Source organism: uncultured Bradyrhizobium sp. (genome assembly GCF_964252615.1).
In the GTDB taxonomy this organism is placed as follows: domain Bacteria; phylum Pseudomonadota; class Alphaproteobacteria; order Rhizobiales; family Xanthobacteraceae; genus Bradyrhizobium.
Map to the genome: position 1 here is coordinate 22,107 of NZ_CAXUNQ010000041.1, position 23,221 is coordinate 45,327.

The following is a 23,221-nucleotide window of genomic DNA, read 5'->3' on the forward strand; positions in this document are numbered from 1 at the left end:
TCAATATCGCACTGACGCGGCGGCTGACTTTTGATGAAAAATGTCGGTATCGTGCCGGCCTGGTTGTGAGACAACGGCGTGAGGACGGGGATTGCGGCATGAAGCGGTATTTGATCTTTGCTATTCTGGGACCCTTGCTGGGAGGATTCCTGCTTCTGATCGCGACCACCGTGATGTCCGGATACTGGAATGAAACCGACCTCAAGGAGGTGCAGAAGATCTTCGTGGTGCTGTTTTCCACGCTGCAATACACCTATTTGTTCGGCATCCTGCCGGCCATGGCGATCGCCGCGGTGGACGACATTCTCTGCCATGTCAAACGAATCAACCCGACCGTCCGGATGCTGATGGTCGGCGCGATCGCGTTCGCCGCGGCCGAATTGCTGTATGGCTCGCGCGGCGCCGATAGCGGCGCGCTGCAGTTCATTCTCTACGGAATGGTGGGCCTGGTGCCGGCAATGCTCTCGTCGCGGCTGGCGCAGGACCATGCGCCGGCCAAGGGGCCGGGGTGACGCGACGGCCGACGCGGGGAACCGTCCCATGCGTTTTGGCCTGGTATCGATAATACCATTGGCGTTTCCGGACCCATCGCAGTTACCCTGAAGCCCGCCGAGGTTTCACGGGCGCAATGATGCACCAATGGGAGCGAACGCCATGAACGAGATCGAAAAGCGCGTCATCGGCAAGGTGATGCGGCGCCTGATTCCGTTTTTGATCCTGTGCTACTTCGTCGCCTATCTTGATCGCGTCAATGTCGGATTTGCCAAGCTGCACATGAACCAGGCGCTCGGCTTCAGCGAGGCGGCGTTCGGACTCGGCGCCGGGCTGTTCTTCATCGCCTACTTCCTGTTCGAGGTGCCGTCCAACCTGTTTCTCGAGCGGGTGGGCGCGCGGGTCTGGATCGCCCGCATCATGATCAGCTGGGGCATCGTCTCGGCGGCGTTCGCCTTCATCCCGCAGATTTCCGGCGCCACCGGACTGTCCAATGAATCGGTATTTTACACGCTGCGCCTGGTGCTCGGTGCCTGCGAGGCCGGATTCTTTCCCGGCATCATCTTCTATCTGACCCTGTGGTTTCCTGCCGTGTACCGCGCCCGCGTCATCAGCCTGTTCATGCTGGCGATCCCGATCTCCTCCATCATCGGGTCGCCGATCTCGGGGCTGTTGCTGAACCTGCGCGGCTTCGGGCTGGACGGCTGGCAATGGCTGTTCATCCTGGAAGCGTTGCCCTCGCTGCTGGCCGGATGCGCCGTGCTGCTCTACCTGACCGATTTTCCGCGCCAGGCGCACTGGCTGAAGGCGGATGAAATCGCCTGGCTGGAGACGGTGCAGGCCGCCGAGAAACGCAACAAGGAAAAGATCGAGCATCTGTCGCTGTTGCAGGCGCTCACCGACGTCAGGATCCTGATGTGCGCGCTGGTGTATTTCTGCCTGAACGCGGCGAGCTACGGCGTCGCTTTTTTCCTTCCCACCATTATCAAGGGCTTTGGCGTCAGCGATACGCAAACCGGACTGTTGGCGGCATTGCCCTTCATCTTCGGCGGCGTCGGCATGGTGCTGCTCGGCCGCCATTCCGACCGCACCATGGAGCGCAAGGGCCACGTCGCGGTGGCGCTGCTGATGGCGGCAATCGGGATCGGCATATCCGGCCTGGTTTCGAGTCCCGTCCTGATCATGGCGCTGCTGTGCTTTGCGCAGATCGGCGTTTCCGCGGTGCCGCCGATGTTCTGGCCGCTACCCGCAAGCTTCCTGACCGGCGCGTCAGCCGCCGCCGGGATTGCGGCGATCAATTCGCTCGGCAACCTGTCCGGTTTCGCCGGTCCCTATGCGATGGGCTATCTGAAGGATCTGACCGGCACCTTCACCACCGGACTGCTGCTGCTCGCAGGATGCGCCGTGGTCGGCGCAGCCGCGGTCATGAGCCTGCGGATCGATGTCAGGCGCGAGCAGGCGGCAGGGGAGGTGGCGCTGGCGCGTTAGCCTGCCGGCGCGAGGACGCCGCACGCGGTTGGAACGGGGCCTACAGCGAGCGGCTCAGCGCCAGCGGCGAAATATTGCGCGGGCTTGCCGCCGCGCGTTGTCCGGCCGCGGTGTAGGTGTTGGGCACGTTGCGGCGCTGCATCTCGATATTGACGCCGCGGACGATGCCTTCGGACACCGCATGCGCGGTGGCAAGCACGGTCAGGTTCACCTGCAGCATGGCGCGGAAGGTGTCGTGGTGGCGATGCAGCGCGGCAAGCAGTTCAGGGGTGGCGTGGGCGAGGTAGCTCTGGCTGCTCTTGAGATGCGCGATGGTGCCGACATAGCGGCGGGATAATTCAGATTTCTTCGCCTCCAGCGCCATCGCCTCGCGCACCTTGCCGGCGCGGACCAGTTCGGTTTCGCGTTCGATCACCGCCAGCAGGGCGCTCATCACATCCATCAATGCTTCGGCAAGGTTGCGGGCATCGGCGGGCGTTGCCGCCAGCGGCACGGCGGCGGGTTGAGGCTGGCGGTGCGGGGCAGGGCTCATGGCGTCGTTCTCCAGTTCAGCCGGCGCGATCAGCCTGCTGCAGAATAAGCGTGCGATAGACGTCGTTGGAGATGCCAACGCCGCCGGCCTTGGCAAAGGATTTTGAATATTCTTCCGTGAGCATCGAGCGCCACACCCCGGTGCCCGGCGTGTCGCCGAACGGACCTTCGCCCTTGATGCCGGAGGTCATCTGCGAGAACATCGAATTCAAAAACACGGATTCAAAATCCTGCGCCGAGGCTTTTGCCTTCAACTGCGCCTGCGGCGGCACTTTCTTCAGCGCGTCGGCGAGCTGATAGTCCGGACGGCCGTTGAGCATCGGCATCATGGCCTTGGAAGGCATGCTGCCGTGGGGGTTGGCCAGGCTGGTCTGCATCACATCACCTCGATGTCGGCTTGGATCGCGCCGGCGGCCTTGATCGCCTGCAGGATGCCGATCAAATCGCGCGGGCCGATGCCCAGGCCGTTGAGGCCATCGACCAGTTGCTGCAGCGAGACGCCGTCCTTCACCAGTGCAAACTTCTTGCCGTCTTCGGTAACGCCGATGCTGGTGCGCGGCGTCACGACCGTCCTGCCGCGTGCAAGCGGTTGCGGCTGGCTGACCTGCGGGCTTTCCGAGATCGAGACGGTGAGATTGCCCTGCGCCACCGCGACGGTGGCGACGCGGACGTCGCGGCCCATCACGATAATGCCGGAACGCTCGTCGATGATGATCTTGGCGGCGAGGTCCGGTTCGACCTGCAACTGCTCGATCTCGGTCAGCATCGCGACCACGTTGCTCTTGAATTCGGCGGGAATCGCCAGCTGTACGGTCGAGGGATCGATCGGCTCCGCGGTCTTGACGCCGAGAAAATCGTTGACCGCGGCGGCAATGCGCTTGGCGGTGGTGAAATCCGGATTGCGCAACGCCAGCCGCACATTGGGCAGCCGGTTCAGCGCAAATTCGATTTCACGCTCGATGATGGCGCCGTTGGCGATGCGGCCGACGGTCGGCACCCCCTTGGTGATGCTGGCGGCCGCGCCTTCGGCCTGGAAGCCGCCGATCGCGACCGAACCCTGCGCCACCGCATAGACGTTGCCGTCGGCGCCGAGCAGGGGGGTAACGAGCAGCGTGCCGCCCTGCAGGTTCTTGGCGTCGCCGAGCGCCGACACCGTGACATCCATCCTTGTGCCCTGGGTGCCGAAGGCGGGCAGGTTTCCGGTGACCATGACGGCGGCAACATTGCCGGTGCGGATGGTGGCGCCGCGGATGTTGACGCCCATGCGCTCCAGCATCGCCTGCAGCGACTGCTTGGTGAAGGGAATGTTGTTCAGGGTGTCGCCGGAGCCGTTGAGGCCGACCACCAGGCCATAGCCGATCAACTGGTTCTGGCGCACGCCTTCGATATTGGCGAGGTCCTTGATCCGCGAGGTGGCGTTCGCGGACGTCGCGCACAGCGCCAGCGCGGCAAGCACCGCGCAGACCGTCTGAAATGCTCTTGCCGCACGCGAAACTGGCATCCTCTACTCCCCGCGAGGTTCTCGAAGTAGCCTTCACGCTCCCACATGAAGTCGCTTCGCCATTAACCATGCGAGTGTTGTGCCATGGCCGCCGTTCCGGCTAACCACCTGATCGGGTTTTGTATTCTGAAAGGACGCAGGCGGCGGCCGGAGCCCGGCAGGGCGTCGAAGTTGCCGCCGTCGGCAATTTCTGCCGGGCCGTTTACCCCGTCTTAACCATAAAAGCGCGAAGCTCCCGGACAGGCCTATTGAGGGACCGCGATGCGAATCTACGGACCGAACGGCACCACTCTCGGCGCGCCGACTGGCAACACCAGGCGTGCCGGCGCGAGCGGGTTTGCGCTGCCCGACGCCATTGCAACGCCGGAAACCCGCGCCGCCGCGACCCCCAAAGCGGCGGGAAATATCGACGCGCTGCTGGCGATGCAGGGCATCGAGGATCCGCTGGAGCGCCGCAAGCGCTCGGTGCAACGCGGCCGCGGCGCGCTGGATGTGCTCGACGACCTCAAGATCGGGCTGTTGTCGGGCAATTTCGACGCCTCCACGGTGAACCGGCTGCGCGATGCCGCAGCGTCCCTCAAATCCACCTCCGGTGATCCCGGTCTCGATGCGGTCCTGTCCGAGATCGAGCTTCGCGTCGAGGTGGAACTGGCCAAGGCCGGGCAGTTCTGAGCGCGCCCGCGGCCGCTCTACGTCAGCGGCCGGTTCCCGTGCGGAAACCATGTGATTTAGGCAACTTACCGGCTTTGCGCGATATTGTCTGTCCGCGGAGGCCGCTATATAAGGCGCGCGCGGACGAAGCGTTTTCGTCCCGCCTTGCACGACCGGATGGGCTGCCTTGGAAAAGTTGAAAAATTATCGACCCTCCGAAAAAGAGCCTTTCATGAACGACCGCCAGCGCGATTATTTTCGCACCAAGCTGCTGGCCTGGAAGGACGAAATCCTGCGCGAATCGCGCATCACCCTGCAGACGCTGCAGGAAGAAAACGTCAATCACCCCGATCTCGCCGACCGCGCCTCGTCCGAAACCGACCGTGCGATCGAACTGCGCGCCCGCGACCGCCAGCGCAAGCTGATCTCCAAGATCGACGCCGCGCTGCAGCGCATCGAGGACAACACCTACGGCTATTGCGAGGAAACCGGCGAGCCGATCTCGCTGAAGCGGCTCGAAGCCCGCCCGATCGCCACGCTCTCTGTGGAAGCGCAGGAACGCCACGAGAAGCGCGAGAAGGTGTATCGGGACGAATAGGGGATCGGCGCTTTGGCAGCCGGCCTTTTTTATAAGCGGGTAAAACGAAGCGTGCCCACCAGGCCAAATCAGACTTCGCTCATCATGGTGGGCACGCTTCGTTTTACCTACCCTACGGATCGCTGAAATCGCTTTCGAAATCCCGTCCGCCATAGGCAATGGTTACGATTTCTACGCGGGTTTTGAGCACGTGGTAAGCGATGGTCACCCGACGCTCAAAAGCAATCGTGCGCAATCCCGGTGCTAAATCGTCGCGTTTGGTGCCGCGGTTCGGAAATGTTGCAAGCGCCATGCAGGCGCTCTCGATGCGGTCGATATAGTCGCCGGCGATGCCGAGACCTGAAGTTTCCGCGATATAGCGATAGAGCCTCCGGAGATCGGTCTCGGCTTGCGGCCGAAAGACGAGCTTAAGCGTCACGCTTTGCCGCTTTCACTGCTTTGGCGTGGACCAGACCCAGACGCCTGAACACGTCGGATGCCGGAACGCTTTTACGCGGATCGGCAAGCGAAGCAGCTACCTTGGTGCGAAGATGGTCTTCAATCGCCGCTTCTTCCCGATCGAGCGCGCGCAGCGCCGAACGCAGTATTTCGCTGGCATTATCGTAGTCACCGGAATGCAAGCGTTTTTCCAGGCTGGCTTGCATGGGCCCCAGGGTAACGGTAATCGGCTTGCTTGTGCGCATGATGTTGCCTTATCTAATCTTTCGCTACGCCCTAAATGTATGACAATGTCATACATTGTCAAGATGTGGAAAAGCTGGCAGATGGACAAAACCCTCGAAGCCGCCAAGGCCGTCGCTTCCGCCCGCCGCGATCTTGCGCCGTTGCGCCCACTCGATCCGGACATCGCGCCGCGCGATGAAGACGAAGGCTATCGCATCCAGGAGGCGGTGCACGCCGTGCTGGCGGCGGGCGTCGGGCCGCTGGTCGGCTACAAGATCGGCTGCACCAGCGCGGTGATGCAGGATTATCTCGGCATTCCGCATCCGTGCGGCGGCGGCGTGTTTGCCAGGGGCGTCCATGCGAGCGGCGTCAACTTGCGTCACCGCGAGTACATTCGCGTCGGCGTCGAATGCGAAATCGCGGTGCGGCTGGCGCGCGATCTCAGCGCTACGGGGACTGCATTCACTGCCGACACCGTGGCGGGCGCGATCGATGCTTATCATCCGGCGATCGAGATCGTCGACGATCGCTACGCCGACTGGCGCACGATCGGCGCGCCGACCTTGGTGGCCGACGATTTCTTTGCCGCCGGTTGCGTGCTCGGCAAGCCGGTGCCGCGCGCAGCGGCGCCGGATCTGCTTGACGTGGTCGGTGTCGCCGTCATCAACGGCGTCGAAGTGGGACGCGGCACCGGCGCCGACGTGCTCGGCCATCCCCACGCCGCGCTGGCGTGGCTTGCCAACCACCTCGCCGCGAGTCGCAAGAGCCTGCGCGCCGGGCAGATCGTGCTCACGGGAAGCCTGGTGCAGACGATATGGCTGAGCGCCGGCGACAAAGTCGTGATGGAGATGTCGGGACTGGGCAGCGTGGCGGCGGGGTTTGCGTAGCCGGACCCGTCATGCGCGGGGCTGATCCCGTGCATCATCACGCGTCGCAAGAGGCTTTCGATGTGATGGATGGCCGGGTCGAGCCCTGCTCGATTCACACATCCCGTCATACGCGGGCTTGACCCGCGTATCCATCCATCTTCGGAAGAGTCGTTTCGAAGCGGATGATGCCGGGAGTCAAGCCCGGCAATGATGGCCGAGATGTGTGCATAGGGTAGGGTCAAGCCCGGCAATGACGCGTATCAATCAATCCGGCGCTCTTAACCGGTAGCCGATGCCGGTCTCCGTCAGCACGAGGTGCGGGCGCTCGGGATCGGTCTCGATCTTCTGCCGGAGCTGGCGGACGTACACGCGCAGGTACTGCGCGTCGGTCAGTTCGTTCCAGAGCTCCTTGAGCAGGAAGCGGTGGGTCAGCACCTTGCCGGCGTGCTGCACCAGCACGCGCAGCAGGTCGTATTCCTTTGGCGACAGTTTTACCTCGCGCTCGCCGACCTTGACGATGCGGCGCACCAGGTCGACGGTCAGATCGCCGCTGTGGAACAGCGGACGCTCGCCATGCACCTGCAACTGATGCCGAAGCGCGGCGCGCATGCGGGCCAGCAGCTCGTCCATGCCGAACGGTTTTGTCAGGTAGTCGTCGGCGCCGAGATCGAGCGCCTGCACCTTGCCGGCTTCGTCGCCGCGGCTGGACAGCACCACGATCGGCACGCTGTCGTTGCGCGCGCGGATCGCCCGCAGCAGCTCGTGGCCCTGGATATCGGGCAGGCCGAGGTCGAGAATGATCAGCGCCGGGTTCTCCGACAATTGCGCAAGCGCGCTTCTGCCGTTGGAGGCTTCCAGCACATCGTAGCCCTGCGTGCTCAATCCCATCCGCAGCAATTTGCGGATCGGCGGTTCGTCATCGATGACCAGAACCTTGACCGAGGCGGCGTTCATGCGGCGGTGTCCAGCGCTGCGCCGGCCGCGGGGATCGGCAGCCGGATCGTCAGCACCGCGCCGCTGCAATCGGTGCGGTTGGCCGCCGCGATCGTGCCGTGCATGGCTTCGACAAAACCGCGGGAAATCGCCAGCCCGAGTCCGGTGCCGGCCCGTACGTGATCGCCCTTCTGCACGCGGTAGAATTTGTCGAACACGCTCTCCAGTTCCGCAGACGGAATGCCTGCGCCTTCATCCATGACCTGCAGCGCGACCCAGTCCTGGTCGCGCCAGGCATGAAGCGAGATCGTGGTTTCGGCCCGCGCGTATTTCGCCGCGTTGTCGAGCAGGTTGAACAGCACCTGCTCGAACAATACGGCATCGAGTTCCAGCATCGGCAGAGCGGCTTCCAGCTCCAGCCTGACCTTGTGATGCGCGAGGATCTTGCCGGCCCGCCGCAATGCGCTGCCGACGATCTCGCTTAGATCGTGGCGTGCCGCATTGGGCACGATGGCGCCGGATTCCAGCTTGGTCATGTCGAGCAGGTTGGCGATGAAGCGGTTGAGGCGTTCGGATTCGTCGATGATGGTGGCGAGCAGATCGGCGTTTTCCCGATCCGACAGCCGGTGCGAGAAGTCCCGCATCGTGCTGGCGGAGCCGAGCACCGAGGCCAGCGGCGTCTTGAGGTCGTGCGAGATCGAGGTCAACAGCGCCGCGCGCAGGCGATCGGATTCCATGGTACGCTTGACCCGGTCCATGCCCTCGACCAGCAGCACCCGTTCGATCGCGAGCGCGCTTTGGTCCACCAGCGCGTCGAGCAGGCGGCGCTGGTCCGGCGTCAGCAGCGGCCCGCTGCGATCGTCATCGATGCCGATCACGCCGATGGCGCCGCGGCCGGTCCGCATCGGCAGGAACAGGCGCTTTGCGCCCGGAAGCGTATCCGAGCCGCGCCCTGCCGGGCGATCGTTGGCCCAGGCCCAGTTTGCTGCCGCAAGGTCAGCCTCGTCCAGTCGATCTTCCGGCGGGTAGCCGGCCTTCACCGCGATGACGCCGTCCTCGGGAAGCAACAGCACCACCCGGACCTGGAGCATCAAGGCGGCCTGATAGGCGGTCGCCCACAGCACGTCGTCCAGCGTCGCCGTGCCCGCGAGCTTGCGGCTGAAGGCGTAGAGCGATTCGGTGGTCCGCACCCGGCCGATCGCGGACATCGCCTGGCTGCGCACGCGCGCGGCGAGGTTGGAGACCAGGATCGCGATCAACATGAAGAAGAAGAACGCCGCGACATTGGTCGGATCGGTGATCGAAAACGTATGGATCGGCGGCAGGAAGAAGAAATTGTAGCACAGCGACGCGGCGACGCTGGCGAGCAGCGACGGCCACAGTCCAAAGCGGACGGCGACGCCCACCACTGCGGTGAGGAACACCAGATCGACGTTTTCGATGCCGAACACCGGCTGGATCAGTCCGGCGGCGCCGAGTGCGACCGTGACAATCGCCAGCGCCACCAGATACGGGCGCGGATCGAACGGCTCGTAGCGATCCACCGCCTGTGCCGGTTTTTTCGAAACAGTCTCTCCGGCCGGCTCGTCGCCTGCGATCACATGCACGCTGATATTGCCTGATCGCCGTACCAGATCGTGCACCACCGAACCGCGCATGATCTCGAACCAGCGCGACCGCGTCGATTTTCCGATCACAATCTGCGTAACGTTATGGGCATGCGCAAAGCCGATCACGTCATCGGCAATGCGGCGTCCGGTAGCGGGAAGGGTCAGCGCCTCGCCGCCGAGCGATTCGGCCAATCGTAAAGTGTCGGCGAGGCGGTCGCGCTCGGCCGCGGACAGTTGCAGGCTGCGCCGCGTCTCGATGCTGACCGCGGTCCATGGCGCATGCAGCCGGTCCGCCAGCCGCCGCGTGGCGCGCACGAGGCCTGCCGCGCGGGGGTCCTCGCTGACGCAGACCAGGATGCGTTCGCCGGCCGCCCACGGACCGGCAATCGCATTGGCCTGCATGTGGGTGAGCAGTTGCGCGTCGACCCGCTCGGCGGTACGGCGCAAGGCAAGCTCGCGCAACGCGGTGAGATTGCCCGGCGAGAAATAATGATCCAGCGCGCGCTCCGCCTGTTTCGGGACATAGACCTTGCCCTCTTTAAGCCGCTGGATCAGATCGTCCGGCGTAAGGTCGATCAATTCGATGCCGTCGGCGCGGTCGAACACTGAATCCGGTACGGTCTCGCGCACCCGCACATGGGTGATTTGCGCAACGACGTCGTTGAGGCTTTCGATGTGCTGAATGTTGACCGCGGTGTAGACGTCGATGCCGTGCGTCAGCAGTTCCTCGACGTCGAGATGGCGTTTGGGATGCCGGCTGCCCGGCGCATTGGTGTGGGCGAGCTCATCGACCAGCGCGAGCTGCGGGCGGCGCGCGATCAGCGCGTCGAGATCCATTTCCTCGAGCGCCTGATCCTTGTAGTCGAGCTGCTTGCGCGGCAGGATTTCAAGGCCTTCGAGCAGTGCTTCGGTTTCGGCGCGGCCGTGGGTTTCGACCACGCCGACCACGACGTCGACGCCGGCCTTGCGGCGCGCGTGCGCGCTTTGCAGCATTTCCCAAGTCTTGCCGACGCCGGGAGCGGCGCCGAGGAAAATCTTGAGACGGCCGGTCCCGCGCTGCTCGCGCCGCGCGGTCTCGAGCAGCGCGTCCGGCAAAGGCCGTTGATCGGGATCGCGGCGTTGATTTGCCATAACGGCAATATAGTCCTCACGCTTGGGCGCGCCTAGCTCGGCCAGCCTTCTCCCCGCAAGCGGGGAAAGGTCAGGAAGCCGCGCCTTATTTGGTTGCTTGATCCAGCGCCAGATTCAACGCCAGCACCTTGACCCTCGGCTCGCCGAGCACCCCCGCAAGACGACTCTCGACCCGTGCATCGACGAGCCTGCTGACCGTCTCTTCCGGCAGATTGCGAGCCCTGGCGACGCGCGGCACCTGGAAGCGTGCGGCCTCGGGGGAGATATCCGGGTCCAGGCCGCTGGCTGGAGTGGTCACCAGATCGATCGGAACGGGTGCTGACGGATTCTCCGCCTTCAACCTGTCGACGTCCTCCCTGATGCGGTCGATCAGCGCCTTGCTGGTCGGACCGAGATTGGAGCCGCCGGAATTGGCGGCGTTGTAAGGTGCGGACACTGTCTTGCTCGAATCGGCAGGGTCAGGCGCCGTCGTCGCCGAGGGGCGGCCGTGGAAATACCTGTCGCTGGTGAACTGCTGTCCGATAAGCGCGGAGCCCAGCACCCTGCCGTCCTTCTCCATCAAACTGCCCTGCGCCTGTTTCGGGAAAATCACGCCGGCAATGGCGGTCATCGCCAGCGGGTAGGCAAGGCCGGTGATCAGCGTGAGCGCAACGAAGACGATGATGGCGGGGCGGATTTCTTTCAGCATGGTGCTCTCCTTTTCGTGTCCCGGCGCGATGCAGCACGCCGTTTTTCACGGCGTGATGCTTCGCAGAACCGGGACCCCCGGTTAAGTAAGCAAGCGGGGCCCCGGCTCTGCAGCGCACCGCTCCGCGAAGAGCTGCGCGCTGCGCTGCGTCCGGGGCACAACGTAACGGTTCGCGTCAAGATTTAAGCCAGATGCAGGGCGCTGACCACGAGGTCGATCGCCTTGATGCCGATGAATGGAATGACGATGCCGCCGCCGCCGTAGATCAACAGGTTTCGCCGCAGCAGGGCGCCGGCGCCGATGGCGCGGTAGGCGACGCCTTTGAGCGCCAGCGGTATCAATGCGATGATGACGATTGCGTTGAAGATGATCGCCGACAGGATGGCGCTCCGCGGACTCGACAGGTTCATGACGTTCAGCGCCTGCAGTTGCGGATAGAAGGCGAGGAAGATCGCCGGGATGATCGCGAAATACTTCGCCACGTCGTTGGCGATCGAGAACGTGGTCAGCGCGCCGCGGGTCATCAGGAGTTGCTTGCCGATCTCGACCACCTCGATCAGCTTGGTCGGGTTGGAATCCAGGTCCACCATGTTGCCGGCTTCCCGCGCGGCCTGCGTGCCGGTGTTCATGGCCACTCCGACGTCGGCCTGCGCCAGCGCCGGGGCGTCATTGGTGCCGTCGCCGCACATCGCCACCAGCTTGCCCTTGGCCTGTTCGTCGCGGATGAGCTGCAGCTTGTCCTCCGGTGTCGCCTGCGCCAGAAAATCATCGACGCCGGCTTCCGCGGCGATCGCGGCCGCCGTCATCGGATTGTCGCCGGTGATCATCACGGTGCGGATGCCCATGCGGCGCAGCTCGGCAAAGCGCTCGCGAATGCCGCCTTTGACGATGTCCTTGAGCTGCACGACGCCAAGCAAACGCCCATCCTTGGCGACCGCAAGCGGGGTGCCGCCGGCTTTTGCGATTTCGTCGGAGATCGCCTGGATCTCGCGCGCGGTGTCGGAATAGAGCGCCGGCTGCAACGCGCGGACGGTGTTCCCCGACGCCGCCGCGCGGGTGCCTCCACTGTCGCCGACATAATTCAGAAGCGCATCGACCGCGCCCTTGCGCACCGACGATGCGCTGGCGTCGACGCCGCTCATCCGGGTTTGCGCCGTAAAGGGAATGAAGGTCGCGGCAAGCTCCGCCATGTCGCGGCCGCGGATGCCGTATTTTTCCTTTGCCAGCACGACGATAGAGCGCCCCTCGGGCGTTTCGTCGGCCAACGAGGCAAGCTGCGCCGCATCCGCCAGTTCCTGTTCGGTCACGCCATGCACCGGGCGGAACGCCGTGGCCTGCCGGTTGCCCAGCGTGATGGTTCCGGTCTTGTCGAGCAGCAGGGTGTCGACATCGCCCGCGGCCTCCACCGCGCGGCCCGACATCGCCAGCACGTTGAAGCGCACCAGCCGGTCCATGCCGGCGATGCCGATCGCCGACAACAGCGCGCCGATGGTAGTCGGTATCAGCGTCACGAACAGGGCAACCAGCACCACGACCGAAATCGAGCCGCCGGCGTACGCCGTGTAGCTGGGAATGGTGACGGTTGCGAACACGAAGATGATGGTGAGACCCGCCAACAGAATGTTGAGGGCAATTTCATTCGGCGTCTTCTGGCGCTCGGCGCCTTCCACGAGCTTGATCATGCGGTCGATGAATGTCGATCCCTGCGCCGCGGTGATTTTGACGCGGATCCAGTCCGACAGCACGTGGGTGCCGCCGGTGACCGCCGAACGGTCGCCGCCGGATTCGCGAATCACCGGCGCCGACTCGCCGGTTATCGCGGCTTCGTTGACCGAGGCGACGCCCTCGATCACTTCGCCGTCGGAGGGAATGTTGTCGCCGGCCTCGACCAGCACGAGGTCGCCGACCTTGAGGCTGGTGCCGGAGACAAGCCGATAGGTATTGTCGGAGCCGGTCAGCAGCTTGGCCTCGCTCTCAGTGCGCGTCTTCCTGAGCGACTCGGCCTGCGCCTTGCCGCGGCCCTCGGCGACGGCTTCCGCGAAGTTGGCGAACAGTACGGTGAACCACAGCCACAGGATGATCTGGAAGGTAAAGCCGAGATTCTCTCCGCCTGTCGCAAGGTCGCGCAGGAAGATCGCGGTGGTCAGCGCAGCGACGGCTTCGACCACGAACATCACCGGGCTCTTGATCATCACCCGCGGATCGAGCTTGGCAAAGGCCGAGCCGACGGCGGGAATCATGATCTTCGGATCGAGCATCGCCGATACTGGCATCCACTTGTTCAATTTTTGCACGACTTCCATGGATAGTGCTCCGGAATGGGTTCGATCAGAACAGGATGTTGGCGTTGCCGGCGAGATGCTCGACGATCGGCCCCAGCGCGAGCGCCGGAAAGAAGGTAAGGCCGCCGATGATCAGGATCATGCCGACGACCAAGCCGACGAACAGGCCGCCGGTGGTCGGAAAGGTCCCCGACGAGGCCGGTATCGACTTCTTGCCGGCCAGTGACCCTGCCATCGCCATCGCCGGCACGATCATGAAGAAACGGCCGACGAACATCGCGCTCGCCAGGGTCAGGTTGTAGAAGAGGGTATTGCCGGTAAGGCCCGCGAAGGCGGAGCCGTTGTTGCCGGTCGCGGAGGTATAGGCATAGAGCACCTCGGTGAACCCATGCGGCCCGGCGTTCGCCATCGAGGCCGCCGCCGGCGGAAACACCACGGCCACCGCGGTCCAGCCGAGATACATCAGCGGCAGCACCAGGATGGCCAGCATCGCCATCTTGACCTCGCGCGCCTCGATCTTCTTGCCGACATATTCCGGCGTGCGGCCGACCATCAGGCCGGCTACGAAAATCGCCAGCACCACGAACAGCAGCATGCCATAGAGGCCGGCGCCGACGCCGCCGACGATGATTTCACCGAGCTGCATGTTGATCAGCGGAATCATGCCGCCGAGCGCCGTGAAGGAATCATGCATGGCGTTGACCGCGCCGCAGGAGGCGGCGGTGGTCACGACCGCGAACAGCGACGAGGCGACGATGCCGAAACGGACTTCCTTGCCTTCCATGTTGCCGCCGCTGAGTCCCAGCGCCTGGAGCGCGGTCGTGCCGCCCGCTTCCGCCCAGTAGGTCACGGCCACACCTGCAATGAACAGCACGCCCATCACGGCCAGGATCGCCCAGCCTTGCTTCTGGTTGCCTACCATGCGGCCGAACACGTTGGTCAGCGCCGCGCCGAGCACGAAGACCGAGAGCATCTGAACGAAATTCGACAGCGCGGTCGGGTTTTCGAATGGATGCGCCGCGTTGGCGTTGAAGAAGCCGCCGCCATTGGTGCCGAGCATCTTGATCGCGACCTGGGAGGCTACGGGGCCGACCGCGATGGTCTGCCTGGCGCCTTCCAGCGTCGCCGCATCGACGTAGGCGCCGAGGGTCTGCGGAATGCCCTGCCAGACCAGGAACAGCGTATAGATCACGCAGATCGGCAGCAGCAGATAGAGCGTACAGCGCGTGACGTCGACCCAGAAATTGCCGATGGTGCGCATCGACGACCGCGAGAAGCCGCGGATAAGCGCGACGGCAAGCGCGATGCCGGTCGCCGCGGAGAGAAAATTCTGATGGGTCAGGCCGAGCATCTGCACGAGGTAAGACATCGTGCTCTCGCCGCCGTAATTCTGCCAGTTGGTGTTGGTGACGAAGCTGACTGCCGTATTGAACGACAGATCTTCGGCAACCGCGGACTGTCCGGCGGGATTGAACGGCAGCACCGCTTGCAGCCGCATCACGGCATAGAGAAGGAGAAAACCGCCGACATGGAACGACAGCATCGCCACCGTATAGGTCAGCCAATGCTGCTCGCGCTTTTCGTCGACGCCGCCGATCCGGTACAGGCCGGCCTCGACAGGCCGCAGCAGCGGCGACAAAAACGTGCGCTCGCCGTTGAAGATGCGGGTCATATACCAGCCGAGCGGCTTGACCAGCGCGGCGACGAGCGCGCAATAGAGCAGAACTTGAATCCAACCGATGAGGGTCATCGTCATGTGCCTTTATATTTATATTTGCGCGAGACCACGCGGTCAGAACCGCTCGGGCCGCAGCAGCGCGTAGGTCAGGTAAAGCAGCAGGCCCAAGGAGACGAAGCCGGCGAGCGAATAATCGAACATCATGGCTGGCCTCCTACAGGCGTTCGCAGGCGTAGGCGTATGCCAGTGTCAGCGCGAAGAAGCTGAAGCCGAGTGCCAGCATGATGACGTCAAGCATGGGATGCTCCTGTCTGCAGCATGTTGCGCGACGCGCGCTGAAGCGCCCTCGCGTCCTTGTCGGATGCTGAGTTGCCACCCGGCGCATATGTTTTCGAGAGCAGGACAGCGGCGAACTTATAGGAATCCCATAAAGACGCGGGGTGGCGGTTTCTTGGTCGTCCCCGCCTTCGCGGGACCGCACAAATGCCTGAGCGTCGTGGCCAGGCTTGACCCCGGCCATTTATCTTTCAAAGGATTGTTGCGAAGAAGATGGATGTGCGGGTCCAGCCCCCGCGCATGACGCGAGATTTGTTTTTAAGACGGCCCTTGCAGCACATACCGCGTGCGAAACAGGATGGATTGCCGGGTCAAGCCTCACCGTATGTACACATCTCGGCCGTCATTGCCGGGTCAAGCCCTACTGGATTCACACATCTCGTCATACGCGGGCTTGACCCGCGTATCCATCCCCTTCGAAACGACTCTTGAAACGACTGCGGCCTTCGCCAGAGAAAATGACTGGCGTTAGTTACGCCTTGTTTCCAGTGCTTTCCTTAAGCGACGGGGCCAATTGTGCCAGCGGCGTGCCAGTAATTCGGTCAGTGATGGTGATGTCCTCGATCGCGTGGCCGTAGGTTTCAAAGACGTGCCTGGGCGTTTTCCAGCCGCCGCGCTTGGCGACCGTGACCGGATCGAATCCCGCCCGGAGCATGGCTGTTGCAAAGCCGTGCCGACAGCAGTGGGGCGATAGAACCTCAACCCCAGCCCGGACGCAGGCTGTGCGCCAAACCCTCACCAGCAGGCTCCTGTGGCGGTAGCGGAACGGCATCGTGTCGCGGGACAGCATCGCCAGCCTTACCATCAGGACGGGCGGGATATGGGCCACGCGCTCGGCGCCCACCTTCGTCTGTCGGATCAGGACCTTCTGCTCGCGCATTTCGATGTCCTCCCATCGGACGGCCAAGGCTTCCGATATGCGCGCTCCGGTCAGAAACATGAACATGGCGAGCGCGCCTAGGTGCGGCTTGTTCTTCGCGGCGAACCTCTCGATCCACTCCCAGGTCGCGGGCGTCTTGATCTTTGTATCGACCTTGAACCGCTTAACGCGGATCGGCGGGCACATATCGGATTCGGCGCAATAGTTGATGATGGCCTGCGTAGGCACGATGAACTGCCGGTTTCGTGACGCGTTGGCGGCGCCGGGATAGACCTCGATTGCGGCCTGCCGGATCGCCCCGCCGGTAATGTCCCTCACAAGCGTATCTTTCCAATAGTCCTCGACACGCGCCAGGAACCGCTCTGACTTCCCCGACTGCCGGTAGAATGCCGCGGCGTCGGCAAACGTCAGGACTGCTTCGGGGCCATGCAGATCACGTTTGAAGGCGCGGGATTCTTCGCGGGCTGCGATTTGCTGTGCGATTTCTTTGCTCGCAGTGCCAGTAGTCCCGCGTAGCCTTTGTCCGACAACCGTCCCGCGGTAGTGGTAGACTTCGCCCCTCTTGTAGATCTTGAGCGGCATCGGAATGACTCCATGATGGCGAGAACATCTTCTTTGGTGAGGGCCATACGATTGCCCATAATCAGACAGGTGCCAAGCGCCCGCGCACGTTCGCGCACAGCCCGCTCGGCAATCCCGAGCTGCTGGGCAATCTCATCCGGCTTGTAAAGTTCGGGCAGGCTCATGTTCGCAATCCTACTCCATCCACCACGCACGCCAAGAGGTCGATTCCGCAGACAGCGTTCATTCGCCGCGAACGCGCAGAAATTATTTTCATTTGTCCACACCACGGTCTGCCGAGGTGAGCGGGGTAGCCGCCACGTTCCATGCCTCAATTACTTCGCTCTGGCTGTCGGCATTGACGCCGACGAAATGCTCGATAGGCGACTGTCCATAACAGCCGGCGTAATATGGCGCCGGACCGTACCCCGCCGGCCACGGCTCGCAGTGATCGATATTAGGCAGCCGATTGCATACCGGGCATCGTTTCATGTCTCACCCCCTCGCTGGGCCGGAGCGACGGTTGAGGTGGTGCCGCACATACGGTCGTGCGGCGTGGTAGACGATCTGCTTCTCAGGCCCGCAGTGTTCGGTGTGAGCATATGCCGTGGGGAAATCTACAATCCATGCCTCTGCCATCTTGACGGTATAGCCGTGGCCCTCGTCTCGCCACCAGGCCTGGTGCTCGGCAGACCAGATGCGGACCTGCTGCGCGCTCCACCAGTCGCGCGCCTTCCAATTGGCGCCGCGTTGCTTGATTCCGGTCAATGTGACTTTCATCTGCTGTTTCCGTCTGCCGGGGGAGTGGTCCGGTCTGTCGAGGGAACGGTTGGGGCGGCGTTTTCGCGACCCCTTGCTTTCAGCCACTCGACGCAGTTCAACTCCTTTCGATATGCCGTCAGAGCATCTTCTAACGCCCGCTGAGCTTGTCCGACCTCATACGAGCGCAGTAGCAACCGCGCCTCTGCTTGGGAAAGCGGGTTAGTATAGATCGGTTTGCTCATGTGCTATTTCCGTCTGCCGAGTTTAGAAAGTTGAACCGCCTGCCGCTCGCATTGGCCTTTCCACATGTCGCGATTTCGTCCAATGCGGACGCTCTCCTGCTGGGAGATTTTTAACGCGCTGGCTAGACTTGCTATGTCCTGCAAAGCCATTTTCAGGACGTTCTCAGCTTGCGCTTGACTGCCGCTTGCGACGGATTTGGCATCAACCCTTGCCCAGCTTTCTGTATCCTTATTCATAGAGACTCCCGCGTCCTGTCCCACAGGAAGCGTTACCCTGCGATAGGGCGGCGCGTGCTCGCTGCCCGGCCTGCCGCAACTTATTCCACGCGCGGCCGGTGTTTATGTGCCCGTCGCCGTCGAGGTCGTGGCACATGCGATAGATGGTTTCGGCTGATTGCAGATCGTCCAGCGCCCTCACCAGCGCATCGCGCTCGTTCATGAGCTTTTCCATGTCGAGCAAGGCGTTGTCGCGCTGAACCTTGATCCGCTGGACATCATTGCGCGATGCGGACTTTTCTAGCCGTTCGATCTCGGTGTCGTCGCTCATGGCTGTTTCCTATCGGGGCGGGGAGGGGGTTCAACAGGACGGCGGCGGCCCTTGATCGCCGCACGCGCCTCTTGCTGAATATTCTCGTAGGCCATCTCAATCTCTTCCTCAAATGAGCAGCCGTATTGACCAGTCCGGCGTCGCAACTGGTCCGCCGTCTGATACTCGCGCGCGATCTTTTTCAGAGCGTCGAAGTATCGTTGCTCGTTATTCATCCTTCGACCTTCTGCGCTACCGGCGGGGCCAGTTCCCGAATGCGCTTGTCGAGTATCCAAACTAAATCCTCGCCCATGCAGATGCTCGGGCGGGGCAGTAGGCCCAGCACGACAACGAGATTGTCGTAGGCATCGGCTTTCGGCTTGAGGCGATCGATTGTTGCTCGCATTCCGAGAATCTCTTGCTTGCAACGGTTCATCATTTCAATAGCTTCTTGGTTGCTGATCTCTGGCGACATTTGGGGTTCTCCTTAGTTGTTAAGTTTCAGGCCGAAAATCTCGCGCATTTCCGACGGCAGTCGTTTCGCGGCGTCCTGCCCGGATGGACTGCGAGCCCATTCGTCGCTTTCCTCTTTGGTCGCGTCGAACTCACCGCCCGCTACGCGGGCAGCAAATTTGGTGAAGCCGGCCGCCAGCAATTCGGAATAGAGTTGCGTGATCGGGCAGACATAGGTGTCCGCGTAATCGTCGAACTCGCCGGTTTCGGCGCTCTTTGCAAAAGCCTCATACTTGGCAGCGTTCGGAGGTTGGGCCCGCTCGGCAACCTTCCGCAGTTCGCTTGCCAGCCTATCTCGTGTGCGGGACATCAGCATTCTCCTGGGGCAAAGGTTTCTGTCTGGGCTTCTTTGGTTTCTCGGATAGCGCCGCTTCAAGCACCTTCCTCATGTGATAAAAGCTACTGCCGTAATCCCTCCAAAAACTCGGGGCGGCCTTACGAGCGCGCTTTATCATTTCGTCATCCACGATCACTTGCGCTGACTCGCAAATTGCCAATTGCGCTTCTGCTGTTTCAGCGCGATGCTTCCAAGCGTTCGCATCTACAATGGTCATTGCCTGATCCCTCGGTTGGGCTTCTTCAAGATAAGAGTCGGGAAGGCTGGGATCGGGCTGCATCGGTTGATCGGTCATTGCGCAATTCTTTCAAGCCACATTCCAGCACCGAAGCTGAATAGGATCAGGGACCAGATCACTCCACAGAATCCCAAAATCAACATCATAGATTTTGGCGGCCTTGCCTCGCGTCCGACATAAGCGATGACCGAAAGTGAAGTACTCAGCAGTAGCCCGGCGATCATGAATACTTTGGTCATTACCAATCCTCGGTTGGTTAGTTTCTGACGGGGAGGGCGCCACTCCGGCTTTCTGATCTGCGCCCCGTTGTAGTAATTGGCCGATGAACTTAATCTCGGCATGACGATCATTATCGATCCCCCGCGTTTGCATGGGACGTGCGAAACCGTCTCGCGTTCGAGCAGCCGCATAGATCGGCTTTGAAGCAATCCCGCGGCTTCACATGCCCATCAACCGGATAAGGGCAGAAGAAATAATAATAGATCGCGCAATAAATTTTTGAATTGGTGAGGAGATGAAGGTGTAGGCTCATGACGCCTCGCGCTCGCTGCTGGATTGTGGAGGTTGGCGAGAAAGCCATCTTTCTCCATAAACGTGAACGACCCTTGTGCCACACTGCTGTAGAACCACACCACGTTTGCCTTCACGGGTGACATAGCGGCCAACGATGGTGCCGACGAAACCATCATGTTCGATCGTTACCATCTCGTCGCGTCGGTAGGGGTGGGTGGGATCATGGTAATAGCTTCACGATCGGCCTTAACGGGAGGGGCGGCGACCAAATCGCGCATTGCAAATTCGTTGGGCGCTACTCCGGCTAGTTGACGTTCGGCCGCCTCGGCTCGTCGTTGCCAATTGTTTGCAGCCTCAATCCATTCCTTCGATGGATCGTCGATGCTATGCGCACTGATTGTTATACTCGCTCGGAGCCATGGTAAATAAACGCGTTCTCGTTTCATCACATCATTCTCGATGGTGTATTGCTTGCCCGCCCCATCGGGTGGCAGTACGGGTGCGGCGCGAACGAGAGAAAAACCAAAGCTCCTTAGCCGAGCGAAAACCGCACGGGCTGTATAGAGATCATCCCTTGCAAATAACTGATCAATTGCCGGAGGCGTCAAAACGTCCGGCAACTCGATCGCATTTAGATGCGCCTCCCGCACCCCATCTGCCGGCTTGGCGGCAAGGCGGCTAAGCGCCGCAACATCTTCAAGCGCCTCTCGTATTTTCGAGAACGTGTCATCCTCGGCTTCGCTAGGCGTGACATCTTCCGGCGTCTCGCCTTTGATGCAGTCGCGAGCTTGCTCTAGCGCGAGATCAATGCGTGCCAACATACAGGCGATGACTTGGGATGCCATCTCACTCTCCCTTTGCATTGGATGCGAGAAGGGCGCGGCCGGCAACTAGAGCGAGGGCTGGCCTATTTGCTATAGTAAAGTATGTTGGAAAGCCGTCTCGATACATTGTTGCACCGGAATTACGCCCTTGATCGACGCGCCCGTACCATCCTTTCGGCACCAGCGTCATCGCGGCATCGAGTGAGGCGGTGTAAGCAGGCTCGGTCCAGAACAAACGAACTGTCCCGACAGCAGACGCGATCAGTGCATCCGTCTCTCTGCACGGCTTCGTTAGTCTCTCGACACGAGACGCCAGTTCTTCAAACGTGGGGGCTTGACCCGTTTTCTGTGTCATGTCCGACGTTCCACTTGTCCATTCATCCGTTTACGAAACCCAGACCGTCTTGATCCCGGCATCGGGCGGCCTTCCGCCTTCAATCCAAAACTGGCCTTCAGGACGGCATCAGCTTTCGCCATCCGCGGAATATCCTGCTCACGGGTTTTCTTGCTGGAGCACGGGACGGCACACCACACGCCGCAATTCTCAAGCGTCGGTTCGCCACCTAACCCGTCAGGATCAAGATGCTCATATTCGATATTGCCGGAACGCAGAATATTGCCGCAGTTCTCGCATTGGGGAATGCCGGGCTGAGAGCCGTTTTTACAGCAGCGCGCGAAGGCCGCCTTGCGCACAGACTGTGGAAACTCTCTTCGCTGTTGACCGCGAAGGTTCACAACGGCACTCGCCCATCTTCGGTGGGATCGTCGCCGGCCGCGATAGATTGATTTTCGGTGCCCCTAATCCAATATCCGAACCCGGCGCACAGAACAGACCAGACGGCGAGCGCACAGATGATCGCTTGGGTATCCATCAGCTTGCCCTCGACATTTCGGCCGCAATGTAGTGCTGGCCCGCGGCGTAGATTGCGCCGTCGATATTCGCCATAACCTCGCGCCAGCGTTCGGGGAACAGATCGCGCAGGAAATTGAAGCAGTTCTCGGGATCTGACGGGTCCAATCTTGCGCCATATATTTCCAAGCCGAATTCTTCGGCTAAGGCCTGGGATTTTTCCGGAAGACGAACGAGAGGGGCGATGTTTTTCATGCGAAAATCCTTGCGTTCCGATAGTCGGAAGATCGACGTCGAGCATTCCGAATGCGCGAATTGATGCTGAAGCAGACGCCGCAGAGCCGGTCCCATCGGGCGCGCTCCTCCGCCGTAAACGATGGATCGGTTTCATCCAGCGGCAGCGGGTACGTCGAGAAGATCGCCGGAGCGTAATCGTCGCCCTTTCGGATCGGTCGTGTCATCCAGTCCGGAACAAGCGTCAATACAAACCGATCGTCGCTCTCGGGCTGGATTATTGAATTGCGCGGCCCTAGGAACTGCGGCTCGCTCATTGGTGTTCTGCCGACGCGAACCGTTGGTTTCACATCGCGGCTGTCGCGCTGGCGGAATACCAACGTGCAAACGTATCCAGCGGACTTGTAGGAGCGGTAGTCAAAATCGGTGCGCGGGTCTTCGCGCTTGACCGGCTGCAGCGCCTTGCGCTTCGTGAATTCCGCGCAGACGCGGAGTCGCTCAATGCGCGAAGCCTCGGCTTCCGATGGCGCACCGATCGCAGCACGGCCCTCTTCCGTGATGTGGGGGTTGGTAAGACCGGCGAAGCGGATCAATCCTAGACGTTCGCCTTCGCGGAGATATTTCCATTTCTTCTGGATTTGGCCGGGCAGGCAGACCAGTCCGTGACGACGCGTAGCGCCAACGCGCAGCAATTCGACCAACTCCGGCGAGATGCCGTCGACTGGCGCGTGTCCGAGGGCTGCGGTCATGCTGCACCGGCCATCGGCACAAACGTAAACATTCGGGCGGCATCTTTGCCGTTGCATGTCCGAATATGGGGCGATGCGCGTCCGCCTTGTGCGGCGACGTACTCTATTGCATCTTCAAATGAGGCGCGTGAGAGAATGTGCGCACCGATGACGGTTTCGCCGAGCGTTCTGGGATAGTCGAAGATAAGTTGGAAGCGGGGCACTAATCGGCCTCCACTTCATACGGAACGCCGTCGGCGCCCAACGAGTACCAAATGCCTGCCTTGATGCCGTTCTCACCGACGATGCCAGCCCAAGCTTTTGTGATTTTCCAGTTGTCATCGCGATGAACCAGACACAGCACGTTGCCTTCGAGCGGCGAAAGAGCTTTTCCATCCTTCCCGCTGGCGAGGGCGACGCTATCGACGCCCGATGCCGTGGCAGCGCCTCTGTCGCCCGATGCCGTGGCAGCGCCGCTGTAGCCCGATGCCGTGGCAGCGCCGCTGACGCCCGATGCCGTGGCAGCGCCGCTGTCGCCCGATGCCGTGGCAGCGCCGCTGTA

Annotated in this window: 29 protein-coding genes and 1 pseudogene; 5 read left to right on the top strand and 25 right to left on the bottom strand. The window is 62.0% G+C overall.

What is annotated here, in order from left to right; translation table 11 throughout:
* Positions 1-98: 98 nt before the first annotated feature.
* Both ACFE72_RS18085 and ACFE72_RS18090 read left to right on the top strand, forming a co-directional pair.
* Entirely contained in the window at positions 99-512 is a 414-nt protein-coding gene (locus tag ACFE72_RS18085; protein WP_375414499.1) for a DUF5413 family protein, read from the top strand.
* 142 nt (positions 513-654) lie between these two features.
* A complete protein-coding gene (locus tag ACFE72_RS18090) occupies positions 655-1,980 on the top strand; it encodes an MFS transporter (RefSeq protein ID WP_375414500.1) in 1,326 nt (441 codons plus the stop codon).
* A gap of 40 nt (positions 1,981-2,020) precedes the next feature.
* Here ACFE72_RS18090 and ACFE72_RS18095 read toward each other — a convergent pair whose 3' ends face one another.
* From ACFE72_RS18095 to ACFE72_RS18105, 3 genes are read right to left on the bottom strand one after another with little or no spacing between them, the layout of a single operon-like run.
* Positions 2,021-2,512, bottom strand: a complete 492-nt coding sequence (locus tag ACFE72_RS18095; RefSeq protein WP_375414501.1) for a hypothetical protein — start codon at positions 2,510-2,512, stop codon at positions 2,021-2,023.
* A 16-nt stretch (positions 2,513-2,528) separates the two neighbouring features.
* Positions 2,529-2,888 carry a flagellar assembly peptidoglycan hydrolase FlgJ gene (flgJ, locus tag ACFE72_RS18100; RefSeq protein WP_375414502.1) on the bottom strand — a complete coding sequence of 120 codons (360 nt, stop codon included), beginning with the start codon at positions 2,886-2,888 and terminating at the stop codon, positions 2,529-2,531.
* Entirely contained in the window at positions 2,888-4,012 is a 1,125-nt protein-coding gene (locus ACFE72_RS18105; RefSeq protein ID WP_375414503.1) for a flagellar basal body P-ring protein FlgI, read from the bottom strand. The genes flgJ and ACFE72_RS18105 overlap by 1 nt, the downstream gene beginning before the upstream one ends.
* Positions 4,013-4,273: 261 nt before the next feature.
* Between ACFE72_RS18105 and ACFE72_RS18110 the strand changes: the two genes are divergently transcribed.
* A complete protein-coding gene (locus ACFE72_RS18110) occupies positions 4,274-4,684 on the top strand; it encodes a flagellar assembly protein FliX (protein WP_375414504.1) in 411 nt (136 codons plus the stop codon).
* 211 nt (positions 4,685-4,895) lie between these two features.
* Positions 4,896-5,261: an RNA polymerase-binding protein DksA gene (dksA, locus tag ACFE72_RS18115; RefSeq protein ID WP_375414505.1), complete on the top strand. Its 366-nt coding sequence runs from the start codon at positions 4,896-4,898 to the stop codon at positions 5,259-5,261.
* Positions 5,262-5,373: 112 nt separating this feature from the next.
* Here dksA and ACFE72_RS18120 read toward each other — a convergent pair whose 3' ends face one another.
* Positions 5,374-5,679, bottom strand: coding sequence for a type II toxin-antitoxin system RelE/ParE family toxin (locus ACFE72_RS18120; RefSeq protein ID WP_375414506.1), 306 nt, complete (start codon positions 5,677-5,679; stop codon positions 5,374-5,376).
* On the bottom strand, positions 5,669-5,944 hold the full coding sequence (locus tag ACFE72_RS18125) for a type II toxin-antitoxin system ParD family antitoxin (protein ID WP_375414507.1): 276 nt from the start codon (positions 5,942-5,944) through the stop codon (positions 5,669-5,671). Before ACFE72_RS18125 ends, ACFE72_RS18120 begins: the two co-directional genes overlap by 11 nt.
* An 81-nt stretch (positions 5,945-6,025) precedes the next feature.
* On the opposite strand from ACFE72_RS18125, the gene ACFE72_RS18130 reads away from it, so the two are divergent.
* Entirely contained in the window at positions 6,026-6,811 is a 786-nt protein-coding gene (locus ACFE72_RS18130) for a 2-keto-4-pentenoate hydratase (RefSeq protein ID WP_375414508.1), read from the top strand.
* 246 nt (positions 6,812-7,057) lie between these two features.
* Here ACFE72_RS18130 and ACFE72_RS18135 read toward each other — a convergent pair whose 3' ends face one another.
* From ACFE72_RS18135 to ACFE72_RS18230, 20 genes and pseudogenes are all read right to left on the bottom strand, one after another.
* Positions 7,058-7,747, bottom strand: a complete 690-nt coding sequence (locus ACFE72_RS18135; RefSeq protein WP_375414509.1) for a response regulator — start codon at positions 7,745-7,747, stop codon at positions 7,058-7,060.
* Positions 7,744-10,467: a DUF4118 domain-containing protein gene (locus ACFE72_RS18140; RefSeq protein WP_375414510.1), complete on the bottom strand. Its 2,724-nt coding sequence runs from the start codon at positions 10,465-10,467 to the stop codon at positions 7,744-7,746. Before ACFE72_RS18140 ends, ACFE72_RS18135 begins: the two co-directional genes overlap by 4 nt.
* Before the next feature lie 85 nt (positions 10,468-10,552).
* A complete protein-coding gene (locus ACFE72_RS18145; RefSeq protein ID WP_375414511.1) occupies positions 10,553-11,155 on the bottom strand; it encodes a K(+)-transporting ATPase subunit C in 603 nt (200 codons plus the stop codon).
* 182 nt (positions 11,156-11,337) lie between these two features.
* Positions 11,338-13,458, bottom strand: a complete 2,121-nt coding sequence (gene kdpB, locus ACFE72_RS18150; RefSeq protein WP_375414512.1) for a potassium-transporting ATPase subunit KdpB — start codon at positions 13,456-13,458, stop codon at positions 11,338-11,340.
* A gap of 25 nt (positions 13,459-13,483) precedes the next feature.
* Positions 13,484-15,187 (bottom strand): potassium-transporting ATPase subunit KdpA, encoded by a 1,704-nt coding sequence (kdpA, locus tag ACFE72_RS18155; protein ID WP_375414513.1) that lies wholly within the window; start codon positions 15,185-15,187, stop codon positions 13,484-13,486.
* 42 nt (positions 15,188-15,229) lie between these two features.
* Positions 15,230-15,319 carry a K(+)-transporting ATPase subunit F gene (locus tag ACFE72_RS18160; protein WP_375414514.1) on the bottom strand — a complete coding sequence of 30 codons (90 nt, stop codon included), beginning with the start codon at positions 15,317-15,319 and terminating at the stop codon, positions 15,230-15,232.
* A gap of 604 nt (positions 15,320-15,923) precedes the next feature.
* Positions 15,924-16,913 carry a tyrosine-type recombinase/integrase gene (locus ACFE72_RS18165; RefSeq protein WP_375414515.1) on the bottom strand — a complete coding sequence of 330 codons (990 nt, stop codon included), beginning with the start codon at positions 16,911-16,913 and terminating at the stop codon, positions 15,924-15,926.
* Between the two features lie 474 nt (positions 16,914-17,387).
* On the bottom strand, positions 17,388-17,672 hold the full coding sequence (locus ACFE72_RS18170) for a hypothetical protein (protein ID WP_375414516.1): 285 nt from the start codon (positions 17,670-17,672) through the stop codon (positions 17,388-17,390).
* A gap of 227 nt (positions 17,673-17,899) precedes the next feature.
* Entirely contained in the window at positions 17,900-18,133 is a 234-nt protein-coding gene (locus tag ACFE72_RS18175; protein WP_375414517.1) for a hypothetical protein, read from the bottom strand.
* Complete coding sequence (locus ACFE72_RS18180) at positions 18,126-18,443, bottom strand: hypothetical protein (RefSeq protein ID WP_375414518.1); 318 nt, start codon at positions 18,441-18,443, stop codon at positions 18,126-18,128. The genes ACFE72_RS18175 and ACFE72_RS18180 overlap by 8 nt, the downstream gene beginning before the upstream one ends.
* The gene (locus ACFE72_RS18185; protein ID WP_375414519.1) at positions 18,440-18,658 is read right to left on the bottom strand and encodes a hypothetical protein; all 219 of its coding nucleotides are present in this window, start codon (positions 18,656-18,658) and stop codon (positions 18,440-18,442) included. Before ACFE72_RS18185 ends, ACFE72_RS18180 begins: the two co-directional genes overlap by 4 nt.
* A complete protein-coding gene (locus ACFE72_RS18190; protein ID WP_375414520.1) occupies positions 18,655-18,897 on the bottom strand; it encodes a hypothetical protein in 243 nt (80 codons plus the stop codon). Before ACFE72_RS18190 ends, ACFE72_RS18185 begins: the two co-directional genes overlap by 4 nt.
* Positions 18,898-18,909: 12 nt before the next feature.
* A complete protein-coding gene (locus ACFE72_RS18195; protein WP_375414521.1) occupies positions 18,910-19,245 on the bottom strand; it encodes a hypothetical protein in 336 nt (111 codons plus the stop codon).
* On the bottom strand, positions 19,226-19,567 hold the full coding sequence (locus ACFE72_RS18200) for a hypothetical protein (RefSeq protein ID WP_375414522.1): 342 nt from the start codon (positions 19,565-19,567) through the stop codon (positions 19,226-19,228). The genes ACFE72_RS18195 and ACFE72_RS18200 overlap by 20 nt, the downstream gene beginning before the upstream one ends.
* Complete coding sequence (locus tag ACFE72_RS18205; protein WP_375414523.1) at positions 19,564-19,749, bottom strand: hypothetical protein; 186 nt, start codon at positions 19,747-19,749, stop codon at positions 19,564-19,566. Before ACFE72_RS18205 ends, ACFE72_RS18200 begins: the two co-directional genes overlap by 4 nt.
* A gap of 459 nt (positions 19,750-20,208) precedes the next feature.
* On the bottom strand, positions 20,209-20,868 hold the full coding sequence (locus ACFE72_RS18210) for a hypothetical protein (protein WP_375414524.1): 660 nt from the start codon (positions 20,866-20,868) through the stop codon (positions 20,209-20,211).
* A 330-nt stretch (positions 20,869-21,198) separates the two neighbouring features.
* The gene (locus ACFE72_RS18215) at positions 21,199-21,540 is read right to left on the bottom strand and encodes a hypothetical protein (protein ID WP_375414525.1); all 342 of its coding nucleotides are present in this window, start codon (positions 21,538-21,540) and stop codon (positions 21,199-21,201) included.
* A 178-nt stretch (positions 21,541-21,718) separates the two neighbouring features.
* Positions 21,719-21,952: a hypothetical protein gene (locus tag ACFE72_RS18220; RefSeq protein ID WP_375414526.1), complete on the bottom strand. Its 234-nt coding sequence runs from the start codon at positions 21,950-21,952 to the stop codon at positions 21,719-21,721.
* Positions 21,949-22,680, bottom strand: a complete 732-nt coding sequence (locus tag ACFE72_RS18225; RefSeq protein WP_375414527.1) for a hypothetical protein — start codon at positions 22,678-22,680, stop codon at positions 21,949-21,951. The genes ACFE72_RS18220 and ACFE72_RS18225 overlap by 4 nt, the downstream gene beginning before the upstream one ends.
* A 202-nt stretch (positions 22,681-22,882) precedes the next feature.
* Positions 22,883-23,221 (bottom strand): annotated as a pseudogene (locus tag ACFE72_RS18230) (hypothetical protein); the annotation flags it as partial.